The organism is Segatella bryantii, from assembly GCF_022024215.1.
Taxonomy (GTDB): Bacteria; Bacteroidota; Bacteroidia; order Bacteroidales; family Bacteroidaceae; genus Prevotella; species Prevotella bryantii.
Genome location: NZ_CP091798.1, coordinates 222,374 through 246,668 on the forward strand (window position 1 = coordinate 222,374; position 24,295 = coordinate 246,668).

At 39.7% G+C, this 24,295-nt stretch carries 20 protein-coding genes; 14 read left to right on the top strand and 6 right to left on the bottom strand.

Annotated elements, in window-relative coordinates:
* Positions 1–75: 75 nt before the first annotated feature.
* A complete protein-coding gene (locus L6471_RS05045; RefSeq protein ID WP_237797510.1) occupies positions 76–2,019 on the top strand; it encodes an alpha-L-arabinofuranosidase C-terminal domain-containing protein in 1,944 nt (647 codons plus the stop codon).
* A 129-nt stretch (positions 2,020–2,148) separates the two neighbouring features.
* Here the strand turns inward: L6471_RS05045 and L6471_RS05050 are convergent, their stop codons facing one another.
* Positions 2,149–4,338 (bottom strand): glutamine synthetase III family protein, encoded by a 2,190-nt coding sequence (locus L6471_RS05050; protein ID WP_006282191.1) that lies wholly within the window; start codon positions 4,336–4,338, stop codon positions 2,149–2,151.
* Between the two features lie 332 nt (positions 4,339–4,670).
* Here L6471_RS05050 and L6471_RS05055 point away from each other — a divergent pair, with 332 nt between their 5' ends.
* From L6471_RS05055 to L6471_RS05110, 12 genes are all read left to right on the top strand, one after another.
* Complete coding sequence (locus L6471_RS05055) at positions 4,671–5,807, top strand: N-acetyltransferase (RefSeq protein WP_237797511.1); 1,137 nt, start codon at positions 4,671–4,673, stop codon at positions 5,805–5,807.
* Between the two features lie 66 nt (positions 5,808–5,873).
* A complete protein-coding gene (locus L6471_RS05060) occupies positions 5,874–7,094 on the top strand; it encodes a beta-ketoacyl-[acyl-carrier-protein] synthase family protein (protein WP_006282189.1) in 1,221 nt (406 codons plus the stop codon).
* Between the two features lie 45 nt (positions 7,095–7,139).
* On the top strand, positions 7,140–7,385 hold the full coding sequence (locus tag L6471_RS05065) for an acyl carrier protein (protein ID WP_006282188.1): 246 nt from the start codon (positions 7,140–7,142) through the stop codon (positions 7,383–7,385).
* Complete coding sequence (locus L6471_RS05070) at positions 7,386–7,811, top strand: hypothetical protein (RefSeq protein ID WP_006282187.1); 426 nt, start codon at positions 7,386–7,388, stop codon at positions 7,809–7,811.
* Entirely contained in the window at positions 7,811–8,179 is a 369-nt protein-coding gene (locus L6471_RS05075; RefSeq protein WP_006282186.1) for a beta-hydroxyacyl-ACP dehydratase, read from the top strand. The genes L6471_RS05070 and L6471_RS05075 overlap by 1 nt, the downstream gene beginning before the upstream one ends.
* Complete coding sequence (locus L6471_RS05080; RefSeq protein ID WP_237797512.1) at positions 8,176–10,665, top strand: MMPL family transporter; 2,490 nt, start codon at positions 8,176–8,178, stop codon at positions 10,663–10,665. The genes L6471_RS05075 and L6471_RS05080 overlap by 4 nt, the downstream gene beginning before the upstream one ends.
* A 9-nt stretch (positions 10,666–10,674) precedes the next feature.
* Entirely contained in the window at positions 10,675–12,162 is a 1,488-nt protein-coding gene (locus L6471_RS05085; RefSeq protein ID WP_237797513.1) for a phytoene desaturase family protein, read from the top strand.
* A gap of 4 nt (positions 12,163–12,166) precedes the next feature.
* Positions 12,167–12,895 (top strand): 3-oxoacyl-ACP reductase FabG, encoded by a 729-nt coding sequence (gene fabG / locus L6471_RS05090; protein ID WP_006281339.1) that lies wholly within the window; start codon positions 12,167–12,169, stop codon positions 12,893–12,895.
* A 43-nt stretch (positions 12,896–12,938) separates the two neighbouring features.
* Positions 12,939–13,556 (top strand): LolA family protein, encoded by a 618-nt coding sequence (locus L6471_RS05095; protein WP_006281338.1) that lies wholly within the window; start codon positions 12,939–12,941, stop codon positions 13,554–13,556.
* A gap of 3 nt (positions 13,557–13,559) precedes the next feature.
* Positions 13,560–13,982, top strand: a complete 423-nt coding sequence (locus L6471_RS05100; protein WP_006281337.1) for an acyl-CoA thioesterase — start codon at positions 13,560–13,562, stop codon at positions 13,980–13,982.
* 75 nt (positions 13,983–14,057) lie between these two features.
* Positions 14,058–14,501 carry a Fur family transcriptional regulator gene (locus tag L6471_RS05105; protein WP_006281336.1) on the top strand — a complete coding sequence of 148 codons (444 nt, stop codon included), beginning with the start codon at positions 14,058–14,060 and terminating at the stop codon, positions 14,499–14,501.
* A gap of 27 nt (positions 14,502–14,528) precedes the next feature.
* Complete coding sequence (locus L6471_RS05110) at positions 14,529–17,027, top strand: hypothetical protein (RefSeq protein ID WP_237797514.1); 2,499 nt, start codon at positions 14,529–14,531, stop codon at positions 17,025–17,027.
* A 91-nt stretch (positions 17,028–17,118) separates the two neighbouring features.
* On the opposite strand, the gene L6471_RS05115 is transcribed toward L6471_RS05110, so the two are convergent.
* The 5 genes from L6471_RS05115 to dapF form a co-directional block, all read right to left on the bottom strand.
* Positions 17,119–18,189 (bottom strand): peroxiredoxin family protein, encoded by a 1,071-nt coding sequence (locus L6471_RS05115; RefSeq protein WP_006281334.1) that lies wholly within the window; start codon positions 18,187–18,189, stop codon positions 17,119–17,121.
* A 216-nt stretch (positions 18,190–18,405) separates the two neighbouring features.
* Positions 18,406–20,595, bottom strand: coding sequence for a glutamine synthetase III family protein (locus tag L6471_RS05120; RefSeq protein WP_006281333.1), 2,190 nt, complete (start codon positions 20,593–20,595; stop codon positions 18,406–18,408).
* A gap of 48 nt (positions 20,596–20,643) precedes the next feature.
* Positions 20,644–21,393: a hypothetical protein gene (locus L6471_RS05125; RefSeq protein WP_006281332.1), complete on the bottom strand. Its 750-nt coding sequence runs from the start codon at positions 21,391–21,393 to the stop codon at positions 20,644–20,646.
* 66 nt (positions 21,394–21,459) lie between these two features.
* Positions 21,460–22,698 (bottom strand): LL-diaminopimelate aminotransferase, encoded by a 1,239-nt coding sequence (locus L6471_RS05130; RefSeq protein WP_006281331.1) that lies wholly within the window; start codon positions 22,696–22,698, stop codon positions 21,460–21,462.
* Positions 22,699–22,738: 40 nt separating this feature from the next.
* A complete protein-coding gene (gene dapF / locus L6471_RS05135) occupies positions 22,739–23,602 on the bottom strand; it encodes a diaminopimelate epimerase (protein WP_006281330.1) in 864 nt (287 codons plus the stop codon).
* 329 nt (positions 23,603–23,931) lie between these two features.
* Between dapF and L6471_RS05140 the strand changes: the two genes are divergently transcribed.
* Entirely contained in the window at positions 23,932–24,288 is a 357-nt protein-coding gene (locus L6471_RS05140; protein WP_006281329.1) for a P-II family nitrogen regulator, read from the top strand.
* The last annotated feature ends 7 nt before the right edge of the window (positions 24,289–24,295 follow it).

Genomic DNA, 24,295 nt, shown 5'->3' on the forward strand with positions numbered 1-24,295 from the left:
AATGTCCACCTCTTTTTTTGATAAAATCAATAACTTTGTCTTGCAAATAACCTAAAGAATAAATAATTAGTCAATATGAAAAAACCTAAATTACTATCAGCATTGCTTCTTGCTGCAATGTCAGCATTGCCAGCAAGTGCTCAGACACATCAATTTACTGTACAAGCTAATAAACTTGGTGCGAAAATTCAACCAACAATGTATGGTATCTTCTTTGAGGATATCAACTTTGGCGCAGATGGTGGTCTGTATGCTGAAATGGTGGAAAACAGAAGTTTTGAATTTCCTGATCGTCTAATGGGGTGGAATACCTTTGGAAACGTTTCCGTTAGTGATGTGAAACCAGCTTTCGAACGTAATCCACATTATGTTACATTATCGAATGCTGGTCATAATCAGAAATTTACAGGTTTGGAAAATCGTGGCTTCTTTGGCATGGGGCTTAAGAAAGGCATGAAGTATGAGTTCTCTGTTTATGCCCGTCTTAACAATCTTCAAGGTAAAAAAGCTCGTTTTCGTGTAGAGCTGGTAGGTGAAAATAATGTACCAATCAGTCGTGATACCATCGTTGTAACTGCCAATAAATGGACTAAATATACAGCCACACTGACTTCTAATAAAACACAGCAGAAAGGTTTAATGCGAATCTTCCTGATGTCTGGTGATGCCGTCGATTTAGACCATGTATCTTTGTTCCCGGAAGATAACTGGAATGGTATGCGTGCAGACTTGGTAAAAGATTTGGAAGATTTGCATCCTGGTATCTTCCGTTTCCCTGGTGGATGTATCGTAGAAGGAACAGATTTGGAAACACGTTATCAATGGAAAAACAGTGTAGGTAACGTAGAAAATCGACCATTGAACGAAAATCGATGGAATTATACATTCCCTCATCGTATGTATCCTAATTATTATCAGACTTATGGTATGGGCTTTTATGAGTACTTCCTTTTGTCTGAGAAGATTGGTGCTGAGCCATTACCAGTAGTTAGTGTAGGTTTGGCTTGCCAGTATCAGAATAAAGATCAGGATGTAAATGCGCATGTAGCTCTGAAAGACCTGCAACCGTATATCGATGATGCGCTTGACCTGATAGAATTCTGCAATGGTCCGGTTACGAGTAAATGGGGTAAACTCCGTGCTGATATGGGGCACCCAAAACCATTTCATCTGAAGCAGATTGGTGTTGGTAATGAGCAGTGGGGTGAGATGTATCCAGTTCGCCTGGCAGAGTTCGTCAAGCAGATTCGTGCAAAATATCCAGATATCAAGATTTGTGGTTCAAGTGGTCCTTCTGCTGATGGCGATAAGTTTGATTATGGATGGAAAGAAATGCGTAAATTAGGGGTTGACTTGGTTGACGAACATTATTATATGTCGCCAGACTGGTTCTTTAAGAATGCAGGTCGTTATGATAATTACGACCGTAAGGGTCCTAAAGTCTTTGCAGGAGAATATGCAGCTCATGCTAAGGGTGATCCGAACTCATGGGAGGCTGCTCTTTCTGAAGCAGCTTTCATGACGGGTTTGGAACGTAATGCAGATGTTGTTTATCAGGCTACCTATGCTCCTTTGTTCGCTCATGTAGAGGGATGGCAGTGGCGTCCAGATTTGATCTGGTTTGATAATTTAAATTCTGTACGCAGTGCTAACTGGTATGTACAGATGCTCTATGGTACGAATCGAGGTACTCATGTATTGAAACTAACAGAAAATGATCAAGTCGTTAAAGGTGAGGATGGTCTCTATGCATCAGCAGTATATGATGCTCCAACTAAGAATTACATCGTAAAGATTGCGAATGCTGCCGGTGAGGATAAGACTATAGCTTTAAATCTGAAGGGAGCTAAGAATGTGAAGAGTGCGAAGGTCATTACTTTACATGCCAATGATCTGCATGCTGAGAATACCTTGAAAAATAAGGATGCTGTGAAGCCAGTGGAATCTTCACTTGATGTTTCAGGCAATGTGGTTAATATAACCATTCCAGCTAAGTCTTTTGTTGTATATCGTTTCTAAATCAAGTTATATAAAACCATAATTTGGGGAGTCCTTCTACAGATAGAAGGTTCCCCTTTTTCATATATACGGAAAAAGGTTCAGTAGACTATTCTGCTGAACCTTTTGGTATAATACTTTTCAAATAAATTAGTCGAGGAATAACATTTCACGATATTTAGGAAGTGTCCAAAGCTCATCTGAAACTATGAGCTCGAGTTTGTCAATCTCATAACGGATTTCTTCCATCTTTGGTGCTATTGTGTCGTGGTAAGCAATGGCTTTCTCACGTTCACTTTCAATCTTGTTAGCCACCTTTCGAGCATTGACCAATTCCTCTACGAAGGTTTCGATCTTCTCTGTACGTTCAGCAATCTCCTTAATAATCTTGATATTACGAGAGGTAAGTTTTTCACCTTCTTCTCTACCAAAGATTTCCATCATGCTCTGTACGTTTTTAGCCAACTGACTTTGATAGTGCGTAGCTACAGGAATGATATGGTTCATGGCAATATCGCCCATGGTACGAGCCTCAATTTGAATTTTCTTGGTATAAGTTTCCCATTTCACCTCATTACGAGCCTCGAGCTCATTTCTGTGAAGTACATTGAAGTCTTCGAACATCTTAACGCTGTCTTCGTGCAAATAGTTATCGAAGCATAGAGGGCAAGATGATTCACAGTCGAGACCACGCTTTTTAGCTTCTTCCTTCCATTCATCGCTGTAACCATTACCATCGAAACGAATCGGTTTGCTCGTCTTGATATCCTCACGGAGAACATCGATAATAGCAGCTTTCTTGTCAGCACCTTTCGCAATAAGTGCATCGACACGTGTTTTGAAGTTAGTGAGAGCTTCGGCCATTGCCGTATTTAATACAATCATAGAAGCAGCACAGTTAGCCTCAGAACCTACAGCGCGGAATTCAAAACGGTTACCAGTGAAGGCAAAAGGAGATGTACGGTTACGGTCGGTATTATCAATGAACAATTCAGGAATTTCAGGAATATCCAACTGAACACCTTTCTTGTCGGCCACATCAAATAAGGCTTTCTTATCAGCTTTCTCTACATGGTCAAGAAGTTCAGTCAGCTGCTTACCGAGGAAAGAAGAAATAATAGCAGGTGGAGCTTCGTTTGCACCCAAACGGTGAGAGTTAGAAGCACTCATAGCAGAAGCCTTAAGCAAACCATTATGCTTGTAAACGGCCATCAATGTTTCGACAATGAAAACAACGAAACGAAGATTCTCTTCTGGAGTAGAACCACTTTTATAGAGGAGAATACCATTATCGGTGGTTAAACTCCAGTTGTTATGCTTACCGCTACCATTGATGCCCTCAAAAGGTTTTTCATGGAGCAAAACATGAAGCCCATGTTTATGAGCCACTTTTTTCATGAGCCCCATGAGAAGCATATTATGGTCGATAGCCAAGTTACATTCTTCGAAAATAGGAGCCAACTCAAACTGGCCAGGAGCAACCTCGTTGTGGCGAGTCTTGCAAGGAATACCCAATTCAAGAGAGCGGATTTCCAATTCTTTCATAAAGGCCTGAACTCGCTCTGGGATTGTACCAAAATAATGGTCGTCCATCTGCTGGTTTTTAGCAGAATCATGTCCCATCAGCGTTCTACCTGTAAGAATCAGGTCAGGACGAGCAGAATACAAGGCAGAATCAATGAGAAAATATTCTTGTTCCCATCCTAAATTAGCATGTACACTCTTGATAGATGGATCAAAATAGTGACAAACATCAGTAGCTGCAACATTAACAGCGTGGAGAGCGCGAAGCAATGGAGACTTATAGTCGAGTGCTTCACCAGTATACGAAATGAAGATAGTAGGGATACAAAGTGTATCGTCAATGATAAAGACAGGAGATGTAGGATCCCAAGCAGAATAACCACGTGCTTCAAATGTATTACGGATACCACCGTTAGGGAAAGAAGAAGCATCAGGTTCTTGCTGAACAAGTAGTTTTCCTGAAAATTCTTCAATCATACCGCCTTTTCCATCATGTTCTACGAAAGCATCATGCTTTTCGGCAGTACCTTCGGTTAAAGGCTGGAACCAGTGCGTATAGTGTGTTACACCGTTTTCTATAGCCCACTGTCGCATACCTTCTGCTACAGCATTGGCAATGCTACGGTCTAATCGAGCACCATTATCCATTACATCGACCAGTTTGGCGTAAATGTCTGAAGGCAGATACTTGTACATTTTCTGTCGGTTGAAAACATACTTACCAAAGTACTCAGAAGGTCTCTCAATAGGGACTCTTACATCGACTGGCCTTTTCTTAGCGGCTTCGGCTACAGCCTCAAATCTTAAGTTTGCCATTTTTGCTTTTATATGTTGTTTAGTTTGCTATTATTTTCTTTAAGCCTCATTTTTGTGTGCAAAAGTAATGAAAAATGTTATAAAACGTACGGCTTTTGTAGGAAAAATCTAGTTATGACTTGCTCTTTTTATTTGATATCGTTATATTTGTGTACATTTTGTCAATTTTAGCAGTAAACATATGAAATCAGGTGGACTAATTGAGAATTTCCGCCTCATTAATTTCTGTAACAGTTATGATATTAATATACTTAAAAATTCTTAATAAGACCAATAATTAAGAGTTTTAGAATATTGTGATTTCAATTATATTACGTAATTTTGCACCCAATATGGGAATGATTAAAGTAATTCCTATCCATACCAAGCAGGAGGAGAATGATTTCATCGCTTTTCCTAAGGTGCTTTATGCTGATTGTAAACAGTATGTACCTGACATGGATATGGATATGAGAAATATGTTCGATCCGAAAAAGAATTCGGGGTTGGCATTTACAGATTTACAGGGCTTTGTAGCTTATCGGGATGATAAAGTAGTAGGCCGAATTGTTGGTATCATCAATCACCATGCCAATGAAAAATGGAATAAGAAAACAGTGCGTTTTGCCTATTTCGATTTTGTAGACGACCATCAGGTTTCTGAAGCTTTATTGAAAGCAGTGGAAAACTGGGGTAGGAATCATGGTATGGATAATGTCGAAGGTCCATTGGGTATAACCGATTTTGATAAAGAAGGTATGCTTGTGGAAGATTTCGATAAATTAAGTTCGATGGTTACCTACTATAATTATGCTTATTATCCAGAGCATATGGAGGCTTTAGGATACGAAAAAGCAGTTGACTGGGTTTCGATTCGGGTAGATGTTCCCAAGGAAGTACCAGCCAAGTATGCTCGTGTATCAAAATTGTCTGGAGAAATGTTTGGTCTGCAAGTTAAATGCGTTACTAAAAAGCAATTCGTCCAGGAAAATATTGGTCATAAATTATTTGAATTATTGAACGCAGCTTACTCTCCATTATTTGGCTTTTCAAAAATGACAGAAGAGCAGGCTGATGAATTCGTAGACAAATATCTGCCATTGCTAAATTTGGATTTGCTTCCGATGGTAGTAAACAATAAGGGTGAAATCGTTGCAGCTGCAGTAACGATTGGTTCTCTTTCTCATGCTTTGCAAAAAGCAAATGGTAAATTGTTTCCATTGGGATGGTATCATTTACTGAAGAGCTTGAAATGGAAAAGAGAAGACACTGTAGAACTCTTGTTGATAGCAGTTCGGCCAGATTTGCAGGGATTGGGTGTAAATGCTTTACTTTTTGATGATTTAATACCTAAATATAATAAGTTAGGATTTAAATTTGCAGAAACTGGTCCCCAACTTGAGGATAACGTGAAAGAGCTCTCACAATGGAAACCACTTGGTCCATCCATTATCAAGAGAAGACGTTGTTATAAAAAGAGTATTCAATAAAATATATATAGCTATTAATCTGTAGTGCTGAAGATAAAAATCTTCAAAACGCAGGAGATGATAAATATGAAAAGAAGAGTAGTAATTACAGGTATGGGCATTTGGTCTTGCCTGGGTACAACCTTGGATGAAGTAAAAGATTCTCTGTATCAGGGAAAAAGTGGTATCATTTTTAGTCAGGAACGTAAAGATGCAGGATTCCGTTCTGCTCTTTGTGCTGATATCAAGGTACCAGACTTGAAGCCTTTCGTCAAGCGTAATATGCGTCAGTTTATGCCAGAAGAAGCTCAGTATGCTTATATGGCAACTAAGGATGCTTTAGAAAACGCCAAGATGGATCAGGATTTTATCGATGCACATGAGGTTGGTATCATTTATGGTAATGACTCTGTTGCTGAGGCAACAATGCATGCACTCGATAAGTTCCGTGAGTTTAAGGATACTTCAGCTTGTGGTAGTGGAGCTATTTTCCAATCAATGAACTCTACTGTTACAATGAATCTTGCTTGCCTGTTCAAATTGCGTGGTATCAACTTGACAACCTCTGCAGCTTGTGCATCGAGTTCTCAAGCTATCGGTTTGGCAGCCATGTTGATTAGTCAGGGTTTGCAGGATTATGTAATCTGTGGTGGTGCTCAGGAAGCTAATATGTACAGTGTAGCATCTTTCGATGGTATTCAGGCTTTCTCTACTCGTGAGGATGAGCCTACTAAGGCTAGTCGCCCATTCGATAGAGACCGTAACGGTTTGGTTCCTGGTGGTGGTGCAGCTACTGTTATTTTGGAAGACTACGAGTCAGCTGTAAAACGTGGTGCACCAATCCTTGGTGAAGTGATGTCATGGGGATTTTCAGGTAATGGTGATCATATTTCTACTCCTAATGTAGCTGGTCCAACTCGTTCTTTGGAGCTTTGTTTGAAGAATGGTGGTCTTGATCCACGTCAGATCGGTTATGTTAATGCACATGCTACATCTACTCATGCAGGTGACGGTCGTGAAGCATTAGCAATTGCTGACATCTTCGGTGATTATAAGGTGCCAGTTACTTCTACCAAGAGTCAGACAGGTCATGAGATGTGGATGGCAGGAGCTAGTGAGATGATTTATTCCATGTTGATGATGAAAAATGACTTTATTGCAGGTAATATCAACTTTGAAAATCCAGATGAAGAGACAGCTGCAGTAAATGTAATTCCAGAAACCATCGAACAGCATTTCGATATGTTCCTCTCTAACTCATTCGGCTTTGGTGGTACTAATTCTACTCTTGTAGTGAAGAATTTATAATTATTGTATTTACGATAGATAAAATAAACTAAAAAGAAAATTATTATGACACGTGAAGACATTGTAAAGCAGGTTAATTCTGTATTGGCTGAGGAGTTCGAAGTAGAAGAAAGCACATTTGCTCCTGAAGCAAATTTGAAGGATACTTTGAATCTTGACAGCTTGAGTCTTGTTGACCTTGTAGCAGTTATTCAGTATACTTACAAATTGAAGATTCCTGTAGAGGATCTTCGTAAGATTGATACATTCAACGATCTTTACGACTATCTTGATAGTCATGTTGAAAAATAAATGATTACAGAAGATATCAAGGCGCTTATTCCTCAGCGCAATCCTATAATGATGGTCGACCGATTAGATAGTGTGGATGGTGACAATGCTGTTGCCATCCTTACTGTCAAGGTCGACAATTATTTTATAGAGGAAGATGGTAAGATGGCTGAGCCTGGTATGATTGAGCATATAGCTCAGTCAGCATCTGCTTTTGCCGGATATCGTGCACTGGCAGAAGGGGCTACAGAACCTCCTGTAGGCTATATAGGTGAAATCAAACGTTTTCATTGTTATCATCGACCATCTGTTGGTGATGTCATGAAGACGACTATAACTATGGGTGCTACAGTACAGGGTGTTACCATCATTATGGGTGAAACATATGTAGGTGACGAGAAGGTTGCTGATACACAAATGAAAATCTATATTGACGAAGAAAAATAATGGATATGCTATTACTCAATAAGTTCTATCGTGTAGTAAGTCGCGAAGAAAAGGATAATAATATCGTATTCCATGTAGAGCTGTTGCCTGAGTGCGATGTATATCAGGGGCATTTCCCTGGTAATCCTGTATCTCCAGGTGTCTGCAATATAGAGATGATAAAGGAATGCGTGATGCAGGTAGTCGGCAGAAAGTTGGTGATGAATAAGCTCGACCGCTGCCGTCTTACAGCAGTAGCTTCTCCTTCAGTCTGTCCTACATTGGATGTTACGGTTCATGTTGAAGAAGGTGAATCGAGTGTAAAGGTATTGGCCAGTATTGCTGATGCTCAGCAGCAATATATGGATTTCAAGGGTGAAATGATATGACCGAACTTGTTATAAAGATCTATAAATATTTTCATAATCATCGACCTATCTTTTGGGCTTCGATGATTTTCTTGTTTATTTTCTTCGGCTTTTTTGCTTCTAGAATAAACCTTGAAGAAGATATTAACAAGTTGATGCCATCATCTAAGAATGCTGATGGTACTACAAAATTAGCTTTTTCCAGCCTTCGAATTAAGGATAAAACTTTCCTGTTGTTTGAAGGGCAAAAAGGAGCTACTCCTCAAAAAATCGCCAGAGCCTGTGATGCTTTTGTAGATTCTCTGAATGCTCAGGATGCCAAGCGCCCTAAGGGCGAACAGGTTATAGGTGATGTGTTTTATAATATACCTGAGGATGTGATGTTTGATGCTGTAGATTATATGCAGGAACATTTCCCTGCATATATTGATACTGCAGTGTATGCACATATCGACTCGATGCTCACTGTTGAACATTTTAATAAACAGATGATTACCAATCGGGAGGATATGACAGGGAGTTTTGGTTCATCTTTTCCTGAGTTAATTCAGATGGATCCTGTAGGTATCCGAAGTGTCTTAATGAAGCAGATGGCTCCTCTTATGGCGGGTTCTGCAGGCAGTTATAAGACAATTGACGAACATTTCTTTGTACCAGATTCCTCTGTGTGTATTGCTTTTATAACACCGAAATATTCTGCTACGAATACGGGACAGGGGTCTGCTATGTTTGAGATGCTTAACCAGCAAATAGAGAAATTTAAAACTTCACATCCTGAAGTAAAAATAGTCTATCATGGCACTCCTGCTAGTGGCTACTATAACTCCTCTACCATAAAGAAGGATTTAACTACTACTGTTTTTGGATCCTTTATTTTTGTGTTGGCATTTATTTTCATTTGTTTCCGCAATTGGGATACTTTGCCATTACTAATATTGCCAGTGGCATTTGGTGCAGTCTTTGGACTAGCTATGATGTATTTTATAGAGGGACAGTTCTCTTTGTTGGCTTTAGGTATTGGTGCTATTGTTCTTGGCGTAGCTATGAGTTATGTACTTCATGTGCTGACGCATTATAAGTATGTCAATGATCCGGAAAAAGTGTTGCGAGATGAGACAGTACCTGTTCTTTTGGGTTGTCTGACAACAATAGGTTCTTTCATGGGACTTATTTTTATCAATACCGACCTGTTGAAAGATTTTGGACTGTTTGCAGCATTTGCTATTTCAGGCACTACATTTTTTAGTTTAATATTCTTGCCACAATTACTTGATGATAAGGTAAACCGTATCAACAAGAAAGCCTTTGGTTTTATCGATCGTATTAATGCTTATCCGTTTGACCAAAAAAAGCCACTTCTTGCAGGTATTATTGTGGTTACGTTAATTTGTGTAGTCGCTTATGCGATACATGGTACTCAGTTTGATTCAGATATGAATAATCTGGGCTATCGTTCTCCTGAGGTAGTTTATTCTGAAAACTTACAGACACAGAAGACAGAATCGGCCATTCACTCTACATATTTTGCCAGTTCTGGTAAAACAATGGAGGAAGCTATAGAGCATTTTGATGCACTTCAACATAAGTTAGATTCACTTCAGAAACTGGGGTTGGTTAAAGGCTATACAAGCACAAACCAGATCTTTGTATCAGAGAAGGTACAACAACAGCGTATTGATGCCTGGAAGAAATTCTGGACTCCAAGCAGAGTAGGAAAAGTACGTCAGTTGATTGCGATGACAGCCCCTCAGGTCGGCTTTAGCACAGATGCCTTTGAACCATTTTTTGAGGCTGTAGAGGCAGACTATGAGCCAGATCCTTTATACAAATCAGGAATTATTCCTGCTGGTTATCAGTCTACATTGATGGAGAAAACATATGCAGGACAGTATTTACTGTTTACTTCTGTGAAGTACGACAAAAATTCGGAAGTAGGAGCCAACAGTGATTATATGCGTATTTGTGATGCTATAGCCAATGAGCCGAATATGCTTGTATTGGATACGAGTTACTATACTCAGGACACATTGATGAAGTTGAATAGTGACTTCAACATACTGCAATGGATATCAATGGTATTTGTCTTCGTTGTATTATTGTTCAGCTTCCGTTTCAATATCAAATATACACTCTTAGGATTTATGCCAATTATTTTAAGTTGGCTTATCGTTTTGGGTGCTATGGATATTTTTGATATGAAGTTTAATCTTATCAATATCATTATTTCTACATTTATTTTTGGTATTGGCGTAGATTATAGTATCTTTGTCATGAATGGATTGATTGGAGGTAAGGAAAATAAAAAATTGCTTGGACTTCATAAGTCTGCGATTTTCTTCAGTGCCTTTATTTTGGTCATCACGGTTAGTTCTATGCTTTTGGCTTCTCACCCTGCTATCAAATCTGTAGGTTTCTCAACACTTGTAGGTTTGGTATCGGCAGTTGTCTTAGCCTATGTTCTTCAACCGGCTTTATTTAAATTCATTTCTCGTAAAGAAAAGCAATAACCCGTAAGCGTGAAATACGACGTTGTTATCATAGGAAGTGGACTGGGTGCCTTGGAGTGTGCTCATATCCTCTCAGAAGAAGGAAAAAAAGTAGTGCTTCTCGAAAGAGAAGTGCAACCTGGAGGCTGTTTGCAGAGTTATAATCGTAAAGGTCTGTCTTTTGACACAGGTCTTCATTATGTGGGAGGTTTGGCAGAAGGACAGGCTTTGTATAAGCCTTTCAAGATGTTGGGCTTGTTGAATTTACCTTGGAAACGTTTGGATGCGGATGGTTTTGACCGTATTACCATCGGTGAACGTACTTATCGTTATGCTGAGGGATATCAAGCTTTTGTAGAGCAGTTAGCTTTAGACTTTCCAGAGGAAAGAGAGGGTTTGCAAAAATATGTAGAAATGCTTCAGCGCAGCGACCGTGATCAGTTTGAAGGACTATTTGGCTCTCATGCAGATATGGTCAATTCTCCTGTCGGATCACCTATGTTTACCACAGGTGCTTGGGATTATCTGCATGAAATTATTCATAACGAACTATTAATTAATATCCTTTCAGGTAGCTCTTTAAAGTTGGAACTTCGGAAGGAAACGCTACCTTTATTTACCTTTGCTCATTGCAATGGCAGTTATATTGCCAGTAGCTGGCGCTTAAAAGGTGATGGTAATCTGATAGTGGATGCGTTGCTTCGTGATATTAAAGCTAATGGTGGAGAAATCTTCTGTAAGGCAGAGGTAGAACAATTAGTAGAGAAAGACGGGAAGATTGTAACTGCGATATGTAAGGATGGTCGATGCTTTGAAGGAGATCTCTTTGTCAGCGATGTTCATCCTGCAGTTACTTTTGACATGATTCAAGAAAGCCAATATATTAAGAAGATATTCCGGAGACGTATCAGTCGAATGGAAAATACTTTTGGTATGTTTACGGCATCAATCGTTCTTCAGCCAGAAAGTGTAGAATATTTCAACTATAATCAGTTTGTTTATGATCAGCCTGATGTTTGGGATTTCTATCAGAAGAAAGGTCCAGTAAGAGGTGTCATGATTAGTTGTCGTGTTCCAGAAAATGGCGAAAAGTATGCTCGGCAGATAGATTTGCTTACTCCTATGTTATGGAGTCAGTGTGAAGAATGGGCTGATAGCAAGGTAGGTCGACGTGGGGAAGGGTATCAGCAATTGATGACCCAAAAGATCAAGGAATGTATTGCTTTAGCAGAACGTGTTATTCCTGGCTTATCAGGGAAGATCAGCGAAGTGTATTCTAGCAGTCCATTAACTTATCGCGATTATACCCTTACATCGCAAGGGTCTGCTTATGGTCTTCGAAAAGATTACAATAATCCGATGTTGACTACGTTGTCACCTCGTACCCCTGTTCCCAATCTTTTGCTAACAGGTCAAAGTTTGATGGTCCATGGTATACATGGTGTAACGATGACAGCCTTGATGACATGTGCAGAGATTTTAGGTAAAGAAACAATATATAAGAAACTCAATCAATAAGAAAATGAAATACGCATTAGTAACCGGCGGAAGCCGTGGTATAGGTCGTGCAGCATGTGTACGCCTTGCACAGATGGGATATCATATCCTTGTAAATTATGTGAATAAGACAGATGCAGCAGAGGAAACACTCGAGCTGGTACGTCAGGAAGGTCAAGATGGAGAATTGCTCAAGTTTGATGTAAGTAATTTAGAGCAGACTCGTGGTGCTATCGAGGCTTGGCAGCAAGCTCATCCTGATGAATATATCGAAGTGTTGGTTAATAATGCTGGTATTCGTCGTGATAACTTGATGGCTTTGATGCCAGCAGAAGACTGGACTACCGTGCTTCAGATTACTTTAAATGGTTTCTACAACGTAACTCAACCCATTCTTCCAGCCATGCAGCTTCATAAGTTTGGCCGTATCATAAATATGGCAAGTTTGAGTGGTTTGAAAGGTCTTCCTGGTCAGACTAACTATTCTGCAGCAAAGGGTGGAATTATTGGTGCTACAAAAGCTTTGGCTCAGGAAGTAGCTCGTCGTAATATTACGGTTAATGCCATAGCTCCAGGTTTTATCAAGACAGATATGGTAGATGGTCTAGATGAGGCTGCGTTGAAGAAGACGATACCTGCTAACCGATTTGGTAAACCAGAGGAAGTAGCTAGTCTTGTAGGATATTTGGCATCACCAGAGGCAGGTTACATCACAGGTAACGTGATCTCTATCAATGGTGGACTTTATACTTAATTTTAAGTATATATCAATAATATTAGTTTAAGTATTTAAGAAAATGAAAAAGATTGTTTTGTTTGTGCTGCTTTCTATGATGGCAGTAACAGCTACTTTCGCACAGGAAGCAGCATTTACTCAGGCTGTAGCCAAATTTAAAAGTGCTAAGACTGCAACCGCAAATGTAACGATGACCCAGCATAATGCTGCTTTGACCAAGAATACTACTGCTACAGGTTCTTTGTATATGAAAGATCCTGATAAGGTCTGTATTTCTGTGAATGGCGGTAAGGATCAGTTGGTTATGAATGGCAATACCTTTACAATGGTCATGAAGGGTCGTAAGCATGTTGCTAACAGTAAGATTAGTGCTCAGTTTGCTACCTTCAAGTCAGTTTTTTATAGTGTGCTTTCAGGTGGTAAGTCTGATATATCTAAACTCTCTGGCGTATCAGTAGCTCAGTCTGGTCACAATGTATTAGTAACCATTGTGCCAGTTGCAGCAAACGCAAAAGAGAAGCGTCGTATGATGTTTAGTTCTTTTGAGTTGGTTATCAACAAGTCTACTAACGCTCTTGTTAGTCTGAGCATGAAAGACCGTCGTGGTGGTTATACCAAGTATGCTTTCACAGGTTTCCGTTTTGGAGGCAGTGTAAATGATAAAGTCTTTAATCCTTAAGCGATGCAGGATTTAGAAGATATCTGCAAAGTAAGAGTCAAGTTTAGCGAGATCGATTCTATGTGTGTTGCTTGGCATGGCTCTTACGTTGCTTATCTCGAAGATGGTCGAGAGTCTTTTGGACGTCATTATGAGGGTATCGGTTATGCGACAATGCAAGAAGCGGGCATTTATGCACCAATATATGATATGCATATTAAATATTTTGCCTCTCTTCGTATTAATGATGTAGCCGAAATTCATACGCATTATGTTCATAAGCGTGGTGCTCGATTGGATTATCGTTATGAAATCTATCGTGAAAGCGATCATGAACTTTGCATTAAAGCCACAACCACTCAGCTTTTTATTGATCCTCAGGGCCAACTGATGATAGATAAACCAGACTATTATAAGGCATGGCAAAAGAAATATCTGACTAAATAATTTTGGTCAGATATTTTTTTTGCTGTTTTATAAAAAATTGTAACTTTGGCATGTCACTAATGAGTATTGATAAGCATGGAAGAATCACAATATGGTAATCTGTTGCAACTGCATGGCATCAAACCAACAGCTAATCGAATAATTATTTTAAGAGCGCTTGCTGTTGCCAAGTATCCGATGTCTCTTAAAGAAATAGAAGAAGCCATTGTTACGATAGATAAATCGAATATTTCCAGAACATTAGCTTTATTTCGTGAAAATCATCTTGTACATGATATGGAAGATGGCAATGGAAATGTTAAATATGAAGTTTGTTTTAGTCATAGTGAGGACAGCGATGATGATGAACACGTCCATTTTTATTGTGAGGGGTGTCGTAAAATCTTTTGTTTTGAAGATACGCCAATACCTCAAGTTCAGCTTCCTCAGGGATTTGAAAAGAATTCTATAAACTATATGATGAAAGGCTTATGTCCATCGTGTGCTCGTAAAAGGGCTTTGAGAAGCATAAAGTCTTGATAAATGAATTAAAAACAACTATCAAAGATGAAAAAATCTATTCAAAACAATCGTATCTCTTTGGGGATAACTAAGCGTGCGTTTGGTTTTGGTTTATGCTTTATGGCAGCTTTAGGTGCACAGGCTCAGTATTTTGATTTGGATCAGAGTAGAAGACGTACTGCGGAAGTTTCTGCAGATGGTTTTACGAGTTGGATGCTTCCTGAATTACCCCCTAATGCTACGGATAGTCGAAACTATGGTCAGGTAGAAGTATGTATCAAGAATACGTCTAAAAATCATTCTGTACGTACAGGATGGTATAAAGGACAGATAGCTAAAGACCGTTTGGTAAATGATGGTATTCATGTGGACGGAGTTGAAGCAGGAAAGCGTTCTATTACTGTTATCATCAAGGGATTGCCAGAAGGTGAACATTCTTTGCAGGTTTACCATAATAACACAGATGGATTGACCAATCTCTCTGATATACAAGTTGCCGTAAATGGTAAGAAAGTCGCTTCTATCCCACAGAGTAATCGCGAGGCTACACGTGTATCATCAGCAAAATCGTATGTCACTTTTACGGGTACCACTGCTACCATAGAGTATAGTTGTACTACTGATTTTTATATAAATTCTTTGGAATTGGATGTTCCTAATGCAGACAACATGGTATCTTCTCCATTCCCAGCAAATAATGATATTCATGCAGGTGCTGATGGTGGAACGGCTCATTTGCAATGGAAAGCTGCTGTAAATGGAGCAGATTCACAACAATTGTATTGGGCAACTGATAAGCAAGTATTAGAGCATGGTGGTGGAACGAATATTCGTTTATCAGCCACAGCAACCTCTTACGATTTGACAGGCTTGTCACCCATGCAGAAATATTATTGGCGTATTGATGTAACCAAAGAAGGCAAAACTACCCAAGGACAGGTTTGGATGTTCCAACCTCGTCGTATAGCTTTCCCTGGTGCTGAAGGTTACGGTAAGTATGCTATTGGTGGCCGTGGTGGTGATGTGTATCACGTAACTTCTCTATCAGATGAAGATAAACCAGGTACATTCCGTTATGGTGTTACCCATGTTAATGGTCCACGTACTATTGTTTTTGATGTGGCCGGTGTTATTACATTGAATAGTCGATTGGCTGTTAATGCCCCTTTTGTAACGATAGCAGGACAGACAGCTCCAGGTCGTGGTATCTTGTTCCGTTCGAAAGCTCTCGGTGTGGCCAACGATGGTATAACCCGTTTTATTCGTCTTCGTCTAGGTGGTGGAGATCAGTGGACTGGTACTGGTGCCAATGTGAACACGATGGATGGTATGGGAATGGCAGGCAACAATCATTCTATCATGGACCATTGTTCTATCGGATGGGCTATTGATGAAGGCTTTTCTAGTCGAAATTCGCAGAATCTTACATTACAGCATACTTTGATCTCCGAAGAGTTAAACTTTGCAGGACATAGTCACTATGTGGAGCAGAGTAACCGTTATGTAGAACATGGTTATGCTGCTACAATAGGTGGAGGTTCACCAGAAGGTGTAGCTTCTTACCATCATAACCTCTTGGCTCATAATAATGGTCGAAACTGGAGTATGGGTGGTGGATTGCTCGATGGTAAGTATGCTGGTCATCTTGATCTCTTTAATAATGTATGTTACAATTGGGGATCACGGGCTACCGATGGTGGAGCGCACGAGGTAAATTTCGTAGGCAACTACTATAAGATGGGACCTGCCACTACACAGCCTATCCTGCTCTGTGCAGATCTTGAAGGTACAGGAGGAGGCTCTCAGAGCTATTATATGAGTGGTAATATTCGTGAGAACCTCGACCAAACCAAGACAACTGATCAAACAGCATTGCAGAAGATTCGTACGAAGAATAAGCAGAAGGTTGATTGGGAAGTCTTCCGTAATCATCCTTTCTTCCCTTCATTAGCAAAAGTAGAATCAGCTGAGGCTGCTTATAAAAATGTATTGTCTGATGTAGGTTGTAATATGCCTGAACTTGATAACCATGATGTTCGTATGATAGACGAAACATTACAGGGTAAAACTTCTACAGAAGGTCACTATACTCACAAGAAAGGTTTGATAGACCGTGAGAGCGATTCTGAAGGTTTTGAGGGCTTGAATATAATAACAGCTTCTCGTCCTGCTGGTTGGGATTCAGATCAAGACGGTATGCCAGATTGGTGGGAAAAGGCGTATGGTACTAATCCTACTGTAGCTGATAATAATGGTGATAAGAGTGGTAATCATTTTACTAATCTTGAGGAATATCTTAATTGGATAGCAGAACCAAATTTCCAGATTGATGGTAAAGCGAAAATAGACTTAGCAACTTATTTCCGTGGATACAAAAAGCCAGTTTATACAATAGTACAAGCTGATGGCGAGGGAATAGCTACTGTTAAAGGTAAAAAACTAGTAGTAAAAAACAATGCTCACAATCAGTTGTTTACCGTCAAGGTAAAAGCTGAAGAAGATGGTGTATCACTCGTACGTTCTTTTAATTTCTATTTGAAATAATATTCATCGTAATACACCCTTTGGGTACTTTTGAATTTAAACAAAATAGCCCTCGACATGCTAAGCGTTGTCGAGGGTTATTATTAATATCTTATTTTTGATAAATCTCTGCGAGTTTGTCCATAAGGTCAAGTCCGGTAAGGTCTGTTGCTATAATTTTGCCTGTGGGATCTATCAGTACGTTTGCAGGGATGATGTTTAATCCATATTTTACGATAGCTTCAGACTCCCATCCTTTTAAATCGCTGAGCTGAATCCAGTTTAGCTCCTGACTCTTGATAACATCTTTCCAAAAATTCTCTTTGCTGTCTAACGATACACCAACAATGTCAAAACCCAGGTTATGATAACGTTTGTAGGCGTCCTTACGATAGAGAACTTCTTGTTCATATGGTCCACACCAGCTAGCCCAAAAATCTACTAAGGTATAATGGTTGCCCAAGTATTGAGATAATTTAGCAGGTTTCCCATTAGCATCAATCATGTTTAATTCATGATAGTTGATACCAGGTCTGCGTTTGGCAAGCATGGCAAATGCACCTTTTGCTTCGTCGAGTTCAGGGTGAGAAAAGTAGGCCGAATTAGGATTAAGCACTTGCTCAAATTGTTTATAGTTCAGAAGCGAATAAAATTCTTTGATAATGTAGGCAGGAGTTACATCATTTTGATGTTTTAAACAGTAATTCACTACCATGTTTGAAGTTTGGGTATAATAGTTGGCCATTTCTCGTTCCAATTTACTATTCTCAGTACCTGCTATTTCTGTCTTATAGAAAATTTCAGCTACGGGGTCAAATTGGATAGCACGGCTATTTATATTTTGCAGCATGTTGTCGAGTTCAAGATTTGCGGTTGACCCAAATATGATTTTATCTTTAATTAAATCGATATTTAAGTCTTCTCCATCGTTCATGGCGATGACGCCAGCGGTCTCACTACTCATGAAATAGAGTATCGCATTGCGTTCCTCGATGCCTGTAATAGAGAATTTTCCATTTTTTACAGGTATTATTTGAGGATTATTTCGGTTCATGTCGTTGATATAAAACAATACTTTTGATGTGTTCTTATCAACGATGCCTTTAACATTGAATTGTATCTTTTCTGCAAATGCTGTGCAGGTTGTGATGAGTAATACTGCTAAAGTTAGTATCTTTTTCATGTGTGAGGTCCTTTCTTTTTTGTAGAGTAATAGTTATTCATTCGAATGGAAGAATTTCATAGTCAGCCGTAAAGTTACTTAAATTATTCGATTTTCGTCTTTATAATGCATTGTTTTTTTTGATTTTAACATAATAAAAACGGAGCGTCATCGTCACGATGACACTCCGCAGCAAACTTAAACAACCAATAAAAGAAATAGATTGTTCAATAATCTTTATCTGATGAAGAGTAATTCTCTATATTTAGGAAGCGTCCAAAGTTCATCAGAAACTTCCAATTCAAGTTTGTCTATCTGATAACGTATGGCATCAAATTTAGTTTCTACAGTATCGTGATAAGCTATAGCTTTCTCACGCTCGTTTTCTATCTTGTTCGCTTTCTTACGAGCTTCAACCAATTCCTCTACACCTTTTTCGATAAGTGCAGTACGTTCGGCGATGTCCTTGATGATAGAAATATTGCGTTCGCTTAGTTTTTTAGCTTCATCGGCTCCGAAGATAGCAATCATGTTGCCAACGTTCTTTGCCAATTGACTCTGGTAGTGTGTAGCAACAGGGATGATGTGGTTCATACTCAAGTCGCCCAATACGCGAGCTTCTATCTGTAGTTTTTTAGTATAAGTTTCCCATTTTACCTCGTTACGAGCTTCGAGTTCGTTCTTCTTCATGACACCCTGGCTTTCGAACATCTTAATGCTAGCTTCGTCCAGATAGCGGTCGAAGATTACAGGACATGAGCGCTCTACATCAAGGCCTCTCTTTTCTGCCTCTTCTACCCATTCGTCAGAGTATCCATTGCCATCGAAGCGAATAGGAGCACATGTCTTGATATCTTGGCGTACTACCTCAATGATAGCCTCAATAGTATCCTGACCATTGGCAATAAGCTTGTCTACTCGTACCTTGAAATCCTGTAATGCTTCTGCAACTGCAGTATTCAGTGTAATCATAGCACTAGCACAGTTAGCTTCAGAACCGACAGCACGGAATTCGAAGCGGTTACCCGTGAAGGCAAATGGAGAAGTACGGTTACGGTCAGTGTTATCCTGCATGATATCTGGTATCTCAGGTATGTCGATGTTTACACCGTGCTTACCCTCGATATTGAAAATATCCTTAGTAGGAGTTTTCTCTAGGTGATCAAGTACTTCTGACACCTGATTGCCCAAGAATGAAGATACGATTGCAGGAGGTGCCTCGTTAGCGCCAAGACGATGTGCATTAGTAGCACTCATGATAGAAGCCTTGAGCAGGCCATTGTGCTTGTAAACAGCCATCAGAGTTTCTACAATGAAGGTGATGAAGCGTAAGTTATCCTTTGGTGTCTTGCCTGTACCGTGGAGCAGTATACCGGTATCGGTAGAAAGACTCCAGTTGTTATGTTTACCAGAACCATTGATACCATCGAATGGTTTTTCGTGGAGCAATACCTGGAAGCCATGCTTGCGAGCAACTTTTTTCATGAGGCTCATTAAAAGCATGTTGTGGTCTACAGCAAGGTTAGTTTCTTCGAAGATTGGAGCACATTCAAATTGATTAGGCGCAACTTCGTTGTGACGGGTTTTGCATGGAATTCCGAGTTCGAGCGCCTGAATTTCAAGATCCTTCATGAACGCTTGTACACGCTCTGGGATTGTTCCAAAGTAGTGATCGTCCATTTGCTGGTCTTTGGCAGAGCTGTGGCCCATAAGGGTTCTACCGGTTAAGGCAAGGTCTGGACGAGCTGCATAGAGGTCTGCATCTACTAGGAAGTATTCCTGTTCCCAACCAAGATTACTTACAACCTTTTTGACGTCAGGATAGAAGTAGTGGCATACATCGGTAGCTGCTACATTGACAGCATGTAATGCACGGAGCAATGGAGCCTTGTAATCCAGAGCCTCACCGGTATATGAGATGAATATTGTAGGTATACAAAGAGTATCATCCATGATGAAGACTGGTGATGTAGGATCCCATGCAGAATAGCCACGAGCCTCAAATGTACTACGGATACCTCCAGAAGGGAATGACGAAGCATCAGGTTCTTGCTGAACAAGGAGCTTGCCTGAGAATTCTTCAATCATACCACCTTTGCCATCGTGCTCGATGAAAGCATCATGTTTCTCTGCTGTTCCTTCTGTCAATGGCTGAAACCAGTGAGTATAATGAGTAACCCCGTTTTCATCAGCCCAACGCTTCATACCTTTTGCTACCTCATCAGCGATAGAACGGTCTAGTTGAGCACCGTTGTCAATCACGTCGATGAGCTTGGTATAAACTTCTGCTGACAGGTACTTGTACATTTTCTGTCGGTTGAATACTTTTTTACCAAAGTATTCGGATGGTCTTTCTACGGGTGAAAGCACTTCAACAGGCTTTCTTTTGGATGCTGATTCTACAGCACCGAATCTTAAATTTGTCATCTTGGAAATCTTTTATTGATTAATATCTTTGTCGTTTGTGTATATTATTTATGGCTGAAGGGTAAAGCCAAATACGAGGTAAGCTTTCTGAGAACTTGGATTAGTATTGATGGCTGCAAAAACTGGTACACTGAAAGAATCAGTTATCTTAATGTCTTTGGTAGCTTTGACAGATACGTTGCAAATAGCGAAGCCACTAGCGTTGTTGGCACCGTAGAATTCAGCATGATATGGTACACCACCTAGGGTCGCATTCCAATCACAGCTGGCAAATTTGAATGGAGCATTCAACTCGAAATAAGATGAAAATGCCCGATCGCCATCGAGTGTTCTGCCATCGTTGCCGGCAAAGTTGGTATACCAGTCGATGGAAACAGGTCCAAAGTCATAGCCGATGTTTGCTTCAAAAGTGTGAGCTGTGCTATTAGCGCCATAAGCGAAATATTTGTCTCCTACAGTAGCTCCTGTTTTGAAGTTACTTGCTGATGAAAAGTAGTAATCTGTTACACCAACATGGAATTTTCCTGTAGCATAAGCGAGTGTCAAGTCGAACTCTTTGCTATCGTCAGTGTTGGTCAATGGTATACTTCCCCAAGCGGTCAGTGATAATCCTTTATACCCAATGCCTAATGTCGGTTGTACTGCAACATCACCACAGTGCTGTCCACGCCATACGTAGTCGTTCACAAAGTCAGCAGCAATTGTTGTTTCTACTTCGTCCTGCGCTTTAACAGCAGGGGAGCAGGCTAGCATTATGGCTGCCATGCATCCCATTTTACTCAGATTTTTCATAATCATATTATTTTTAGTGTTTGTGTATGTTGTTAGCCGATAGTTTGGTGTTTTCAGAATACGTTAATAAGGTTATACCTGAGTAACCCAATCGGCTATACGTTGCATCGCCTCTTTACAATCTTCGCGTGTACCGAATGCGGTGAGTCTGATGAATCCTTCTCCACTAGGGCCGAATCCCACACCAGGAGTACATACTACGTATGCTCCATAGAGCAATTGCTCAAAGAATTTCCAGCTTTCTGTGTTGTTTGGTGTTTTCACCCATAAGTAAGGTGCATTTTCACCACCATATACCTTAAATCCTAGTCGAGTGAGACTTTCACGCATTATCTTTGCGTTGGTCATGTAGTAATCTATCGTTTCTTTTACCTGCTTTTTGCCTTCAGGAGTATAGATGGCTTCAGCAGCACGTTGACTGATATAGCTAGTACCATTAAATTTGGTACTCTGTCGTCTGTTCCAAAGTTGGTTCAAGCTTACCCGTTCACTACCATCGAGAGTAGTGGCAGTCAGTTCCTTAGGCACTACAGTATAGCCACAGCGTACACCAGTAAATCCTGCAGTTTTAGAATAGCTTCTAAACTCGATAGCTACTTTTCGTGCACCTCTAATCTCATAGATAGAGTGAGGTATGTTTTCATCCTGTATATAAGCCTCGTAAGCAGCATCATAGAAGATAATCGAGTCATTCTTAATCGCATAACTTACCCATTTCTTTAGTTCTTCTTTGGTCAATACAGTACCAGTAGGATTGTTTGGATAGCACAGATAAATCATGTCGACGCGATGGTCTGGTATCTGTGGTACGAAATTATTCGTATCGTCGCAAGGCATATAGGTAATATTGCTCCATTTACCATTTTCGAATATTCCGGCACGACCTATCATAACATTGGAGTCGATATATACCGGATAAATCGGATCGGTAACACCTACATTATTATCCCATCTTACGATTTCCTGTATATTACCCGTGTCACTCTTGGCACCATCGTTGACGAAAATTTCATTAGGGTCGAGATGGATACCACGTGGAGCATAGTCGTTCTTGACGATGGCCTCTCGTAGGAAATCATAACCTCTTTCTGGTCCATATCCACGGAAACTTGCCTGTACGGCCATTTCATCTACCGCCTTATGCATAGCTTCTATTACAGCAGGACAAAGAGGTTGGGTTACATCACCAATACCTAGGCTAATCACTCTCTTCTTAGGGTGTGATACTTTGAAGGCATTTACTTTTTTTGCAATGTCTGCAAACAGATAATTGTTTGTAAGCTTCAAAAAATGTTCATTAACTAATGCCATATTTTTTCTTTTTTTATTGTTGTTATAAGTTTGCTTCTATTTATTCAGGTAACTCGATTTCACCTTCAAATGCGAAAGCTGCCGGACCAGTCATATATATATGATTATTATTCGCTTTCCATTCTATTTCGAGTGTTCCGCCATCCATGACGATTTTACTTTTACGTTCAGCTCGTCCGGTCAGTGCAGCTGCTACAGCAGTGGCGCAGGCACCAGTTCCACAGGCCAAGGTAATTCCGCTACCTCTTTCCCATACACGGGTTCTGATTTCTCCGTTAGCTCTTACTTCTGCAAATTCGATATTGCATCGTTGTGGAAAAGCAGGATGCACCTCAAGTTTACTTCCGTATCGAGCAATGTCGATGGTGTCAATATCATTAACGAATATTACGTAGTGTGGATTGCCCATTGAAACAAAAGTTCCGTTAAATATCCTGTCTTCTATCTGAATATTTTTTCCTACTTCTGCATTATACTGGGCTTTTTCCTCGAGTTGAGGCTCTAACATATCTACGGTTACCGATTCAACCTCCGTTTTTCCTGTTTCCTTATTATCTATAAGGTGGAGTTTCAGTATTTTTACTCCCGAAAGAGTTTCCAGTCTGATTTCCTCTTGAAAAGTCAGTCCTTTTTCATATAGGTATTTGCCAATACATCGGCTGGCATTACCACACATCATAGCTTCAGATCCGTCTGCATTATAAATATGCATGGAGTAATCAGCTTTGGCGGGATCGCTAGGTCTTCCTATCAGTACCAATCCATCACTTCCTATTTTAAAGTGGTACTTACTCCATATTTGTGAAGCCAAACTTGGATTAGGTATTGGATAAGCCAAGGTGTTGACATAGATATAATCATTGCCTGCTCCTTGCATTTTTGTAAATCTTATCTTATTTGACATTTTGTGTCCCTTTCTTTTATTCCTGTTACCATTTGTTTGATTACGTTTGCAAATGTACAACAAAATGTCGTCTTTTTAATACAAAAATAATCAATATTCCAAAATATTTTTTCATTATCTTATAATTTGATACTAAATATATGCAAATATAGAACAAATTGTAAGTATTTTGCTGTTTAGTGTTTAAAGGTTGTAAGTTAAATAAAATTTATTCTTTCAAAATGAATCTGATTTGTGTGATATAATAGCAAAAAGTTATAAATTTGCAGTGTTGAATTTACAAAATGTCAACCAATAGAGGTTTTAATCAATAAAAAGAAAGGTAAATCATGAAAAAGATTGAAGCAATCATTAGAAAAACCAAATTTGACGATGTTAAGGAAGCTTTACTAGCTGCAGATATCGAATGGTTTTCTTATTATGACGTTCGTGGTGAAGGTAAAATGCGCCAGGCACGTATTTACAGAGGTGTCATGTACGATACAAGCAGTATCGAACGTGTACTTCTTAATGTTGTAGTAAGAGAAAAAAACGTAGAGCGTACAATATCGGCTATTCAGAAAGCTGCTCAAACAGGTGAGGTCGGTGATGGACGAATCTTCGTTATTCCAGTAGAAGATACGGTTAGAATCCGTACAGGTGAGCGTGGAGATATCGCCTTGTATAATGCCGAACAGGAAAAGTAAAAGCTCA

What these genes read in the sequence shown, in the direction of transcription:
- L6471_RS05045 (WP_237797510.1), top strand. Translation starts at nt 76, where the DNA reads ATGAAAAAACCTAAATTACTATCAGCATTGCTTCTTGCTGCAATGTCA.
- L6471_RS05050 (WP_006282191.1), bottom strand. Translation starts at nt 4,338, where the DNA reads ATGGCAAACTTAAGATTTGAGGCTGTAGCCGAAGCCGCTAAGAAAAGG.
- L6471_RS05055 (WP_237797511.1), top strand. Translation starts at nt 4,671, where the DNA reads ATGGGAATGATTAAAGTAATTCCTATCCATACCAAGCAGGAGGAGAAT.
- L6471_RS05060 (WP_006282189.1), top strand. Translation starts at nt 5,874, where the DNA reads ATGAAAAGAAGAGTAGTAATTACAGGTATGGGCATTTGGTCTTGCCTG.
- L6471_RS05065 (WP_006282188.1), top strand. Translation starts at nt 7,140, where the DNA reads ATGACACGTGAAGACATTGTAAAGCAGGTTAATTCTGTATTGGCTGAG.
- L6471_RS05070 (WP_006282187.1), top strand. Translation starts at nt 7,386, where the DNA reads ATGATTACAGAAGATATCAAGGCGCTTATTCCTCAGCGCAATCCTATA.
- L6471_RS05075 (WP_006282186.1), top strand. Translation starts at nt 7,811, where the DNA reads ATGGATATGCTATTACTCAATAAGTTCTATCGTGTAGTAAGTCGCGAA.
- L6471_RS05080 (WP_237797512.1), top strand. Translation starts at nt 8,176, where the DNA reads ATGACCGAACTTGTTATAAAGATCTATAAATATTTTCATAATCATCGA.
- fabG (WP_006281339.1), top strand. Translation starts at nt 12,167, where the DNA reads ATGAAATACGCATTAGTAACCGGCGGAAGCCGTGGTATAGGTCGTGCA.
- L6471_RS05095 (WP_006281338.1), top strand. Translation starts at nt 12,939, where the DNA reads ATGAAAAAGATTGTTTTGTTTGTGCTGCTTTCTATGATGGCAGTAACA.
- L6471_RS05100 (WP_006281337.1), top strand. Translation starts at nt 13,560, where the DNA reads ATGCAGGATTTAGAAGATATCTGCAAAGTAAGAGTCAAGTTTAGCGAG.
- L6471_RS05105 (WP_006281336.1), top strand. Translation starts at nt 14,058, where the DNA reads ATGGAAGAATCACAATATGGTAATCTGTTGCAACTGCATGGCATCAAA.
- L6471_RS05110 (WP_237797514.1), top strand. Translation starts at nt 14,529, where the DNA reads ATGAAAAAATCTATTCAAAACAATCGTATCTCTTTGGGGATAACTAAG.
- L6471_RS05115 (WP_006281334.1), bottom strand. Translation starts at nt 18,189, where the DNA reads ATGAAAAAGATACTAACTTTAGCAGTATTACTCATCACAACCTGCACA.
- L6471_RS05120 (WP_006281333.1), bottom strand. Translation starts at nt 20,595, where the DNA reads ATGACAAATTTAAGATTCGGTGCTGTAGAATCAGCATCCAAAAGAAAG.
- L6471_RS05125 (WP_006281332.1), bottom strand. Translation starts at nt 21,393, where the DNA reads ATGATTATGAAAAATCTGAGTAAAATGGGATGCATGGCAGCCATAATG.
- L6471_RS05130 (WP_006281331.1), bottom strand. Translation starts at nt 22,698, where the DNA reads ATGGCATTAGTTAATGAACATTTTTTGAAGCTTACAAACAATTATCTG.
- dapF (WP_006281330.1), bottom strand. Translation starts at nt 23,602, where the DNA reads ATGTCAAATAAGATAAGATTTACAAAAATGCAAGGAGCAGGCAATGAT.
- L6471_RS05140 (WP_006281329.1), top strand. Translation starts at nt 23,932, where the DNA reads ATGAAAAAGATTGAAGCAATCATTAGAAAAACCAAATTTGACGATGTT.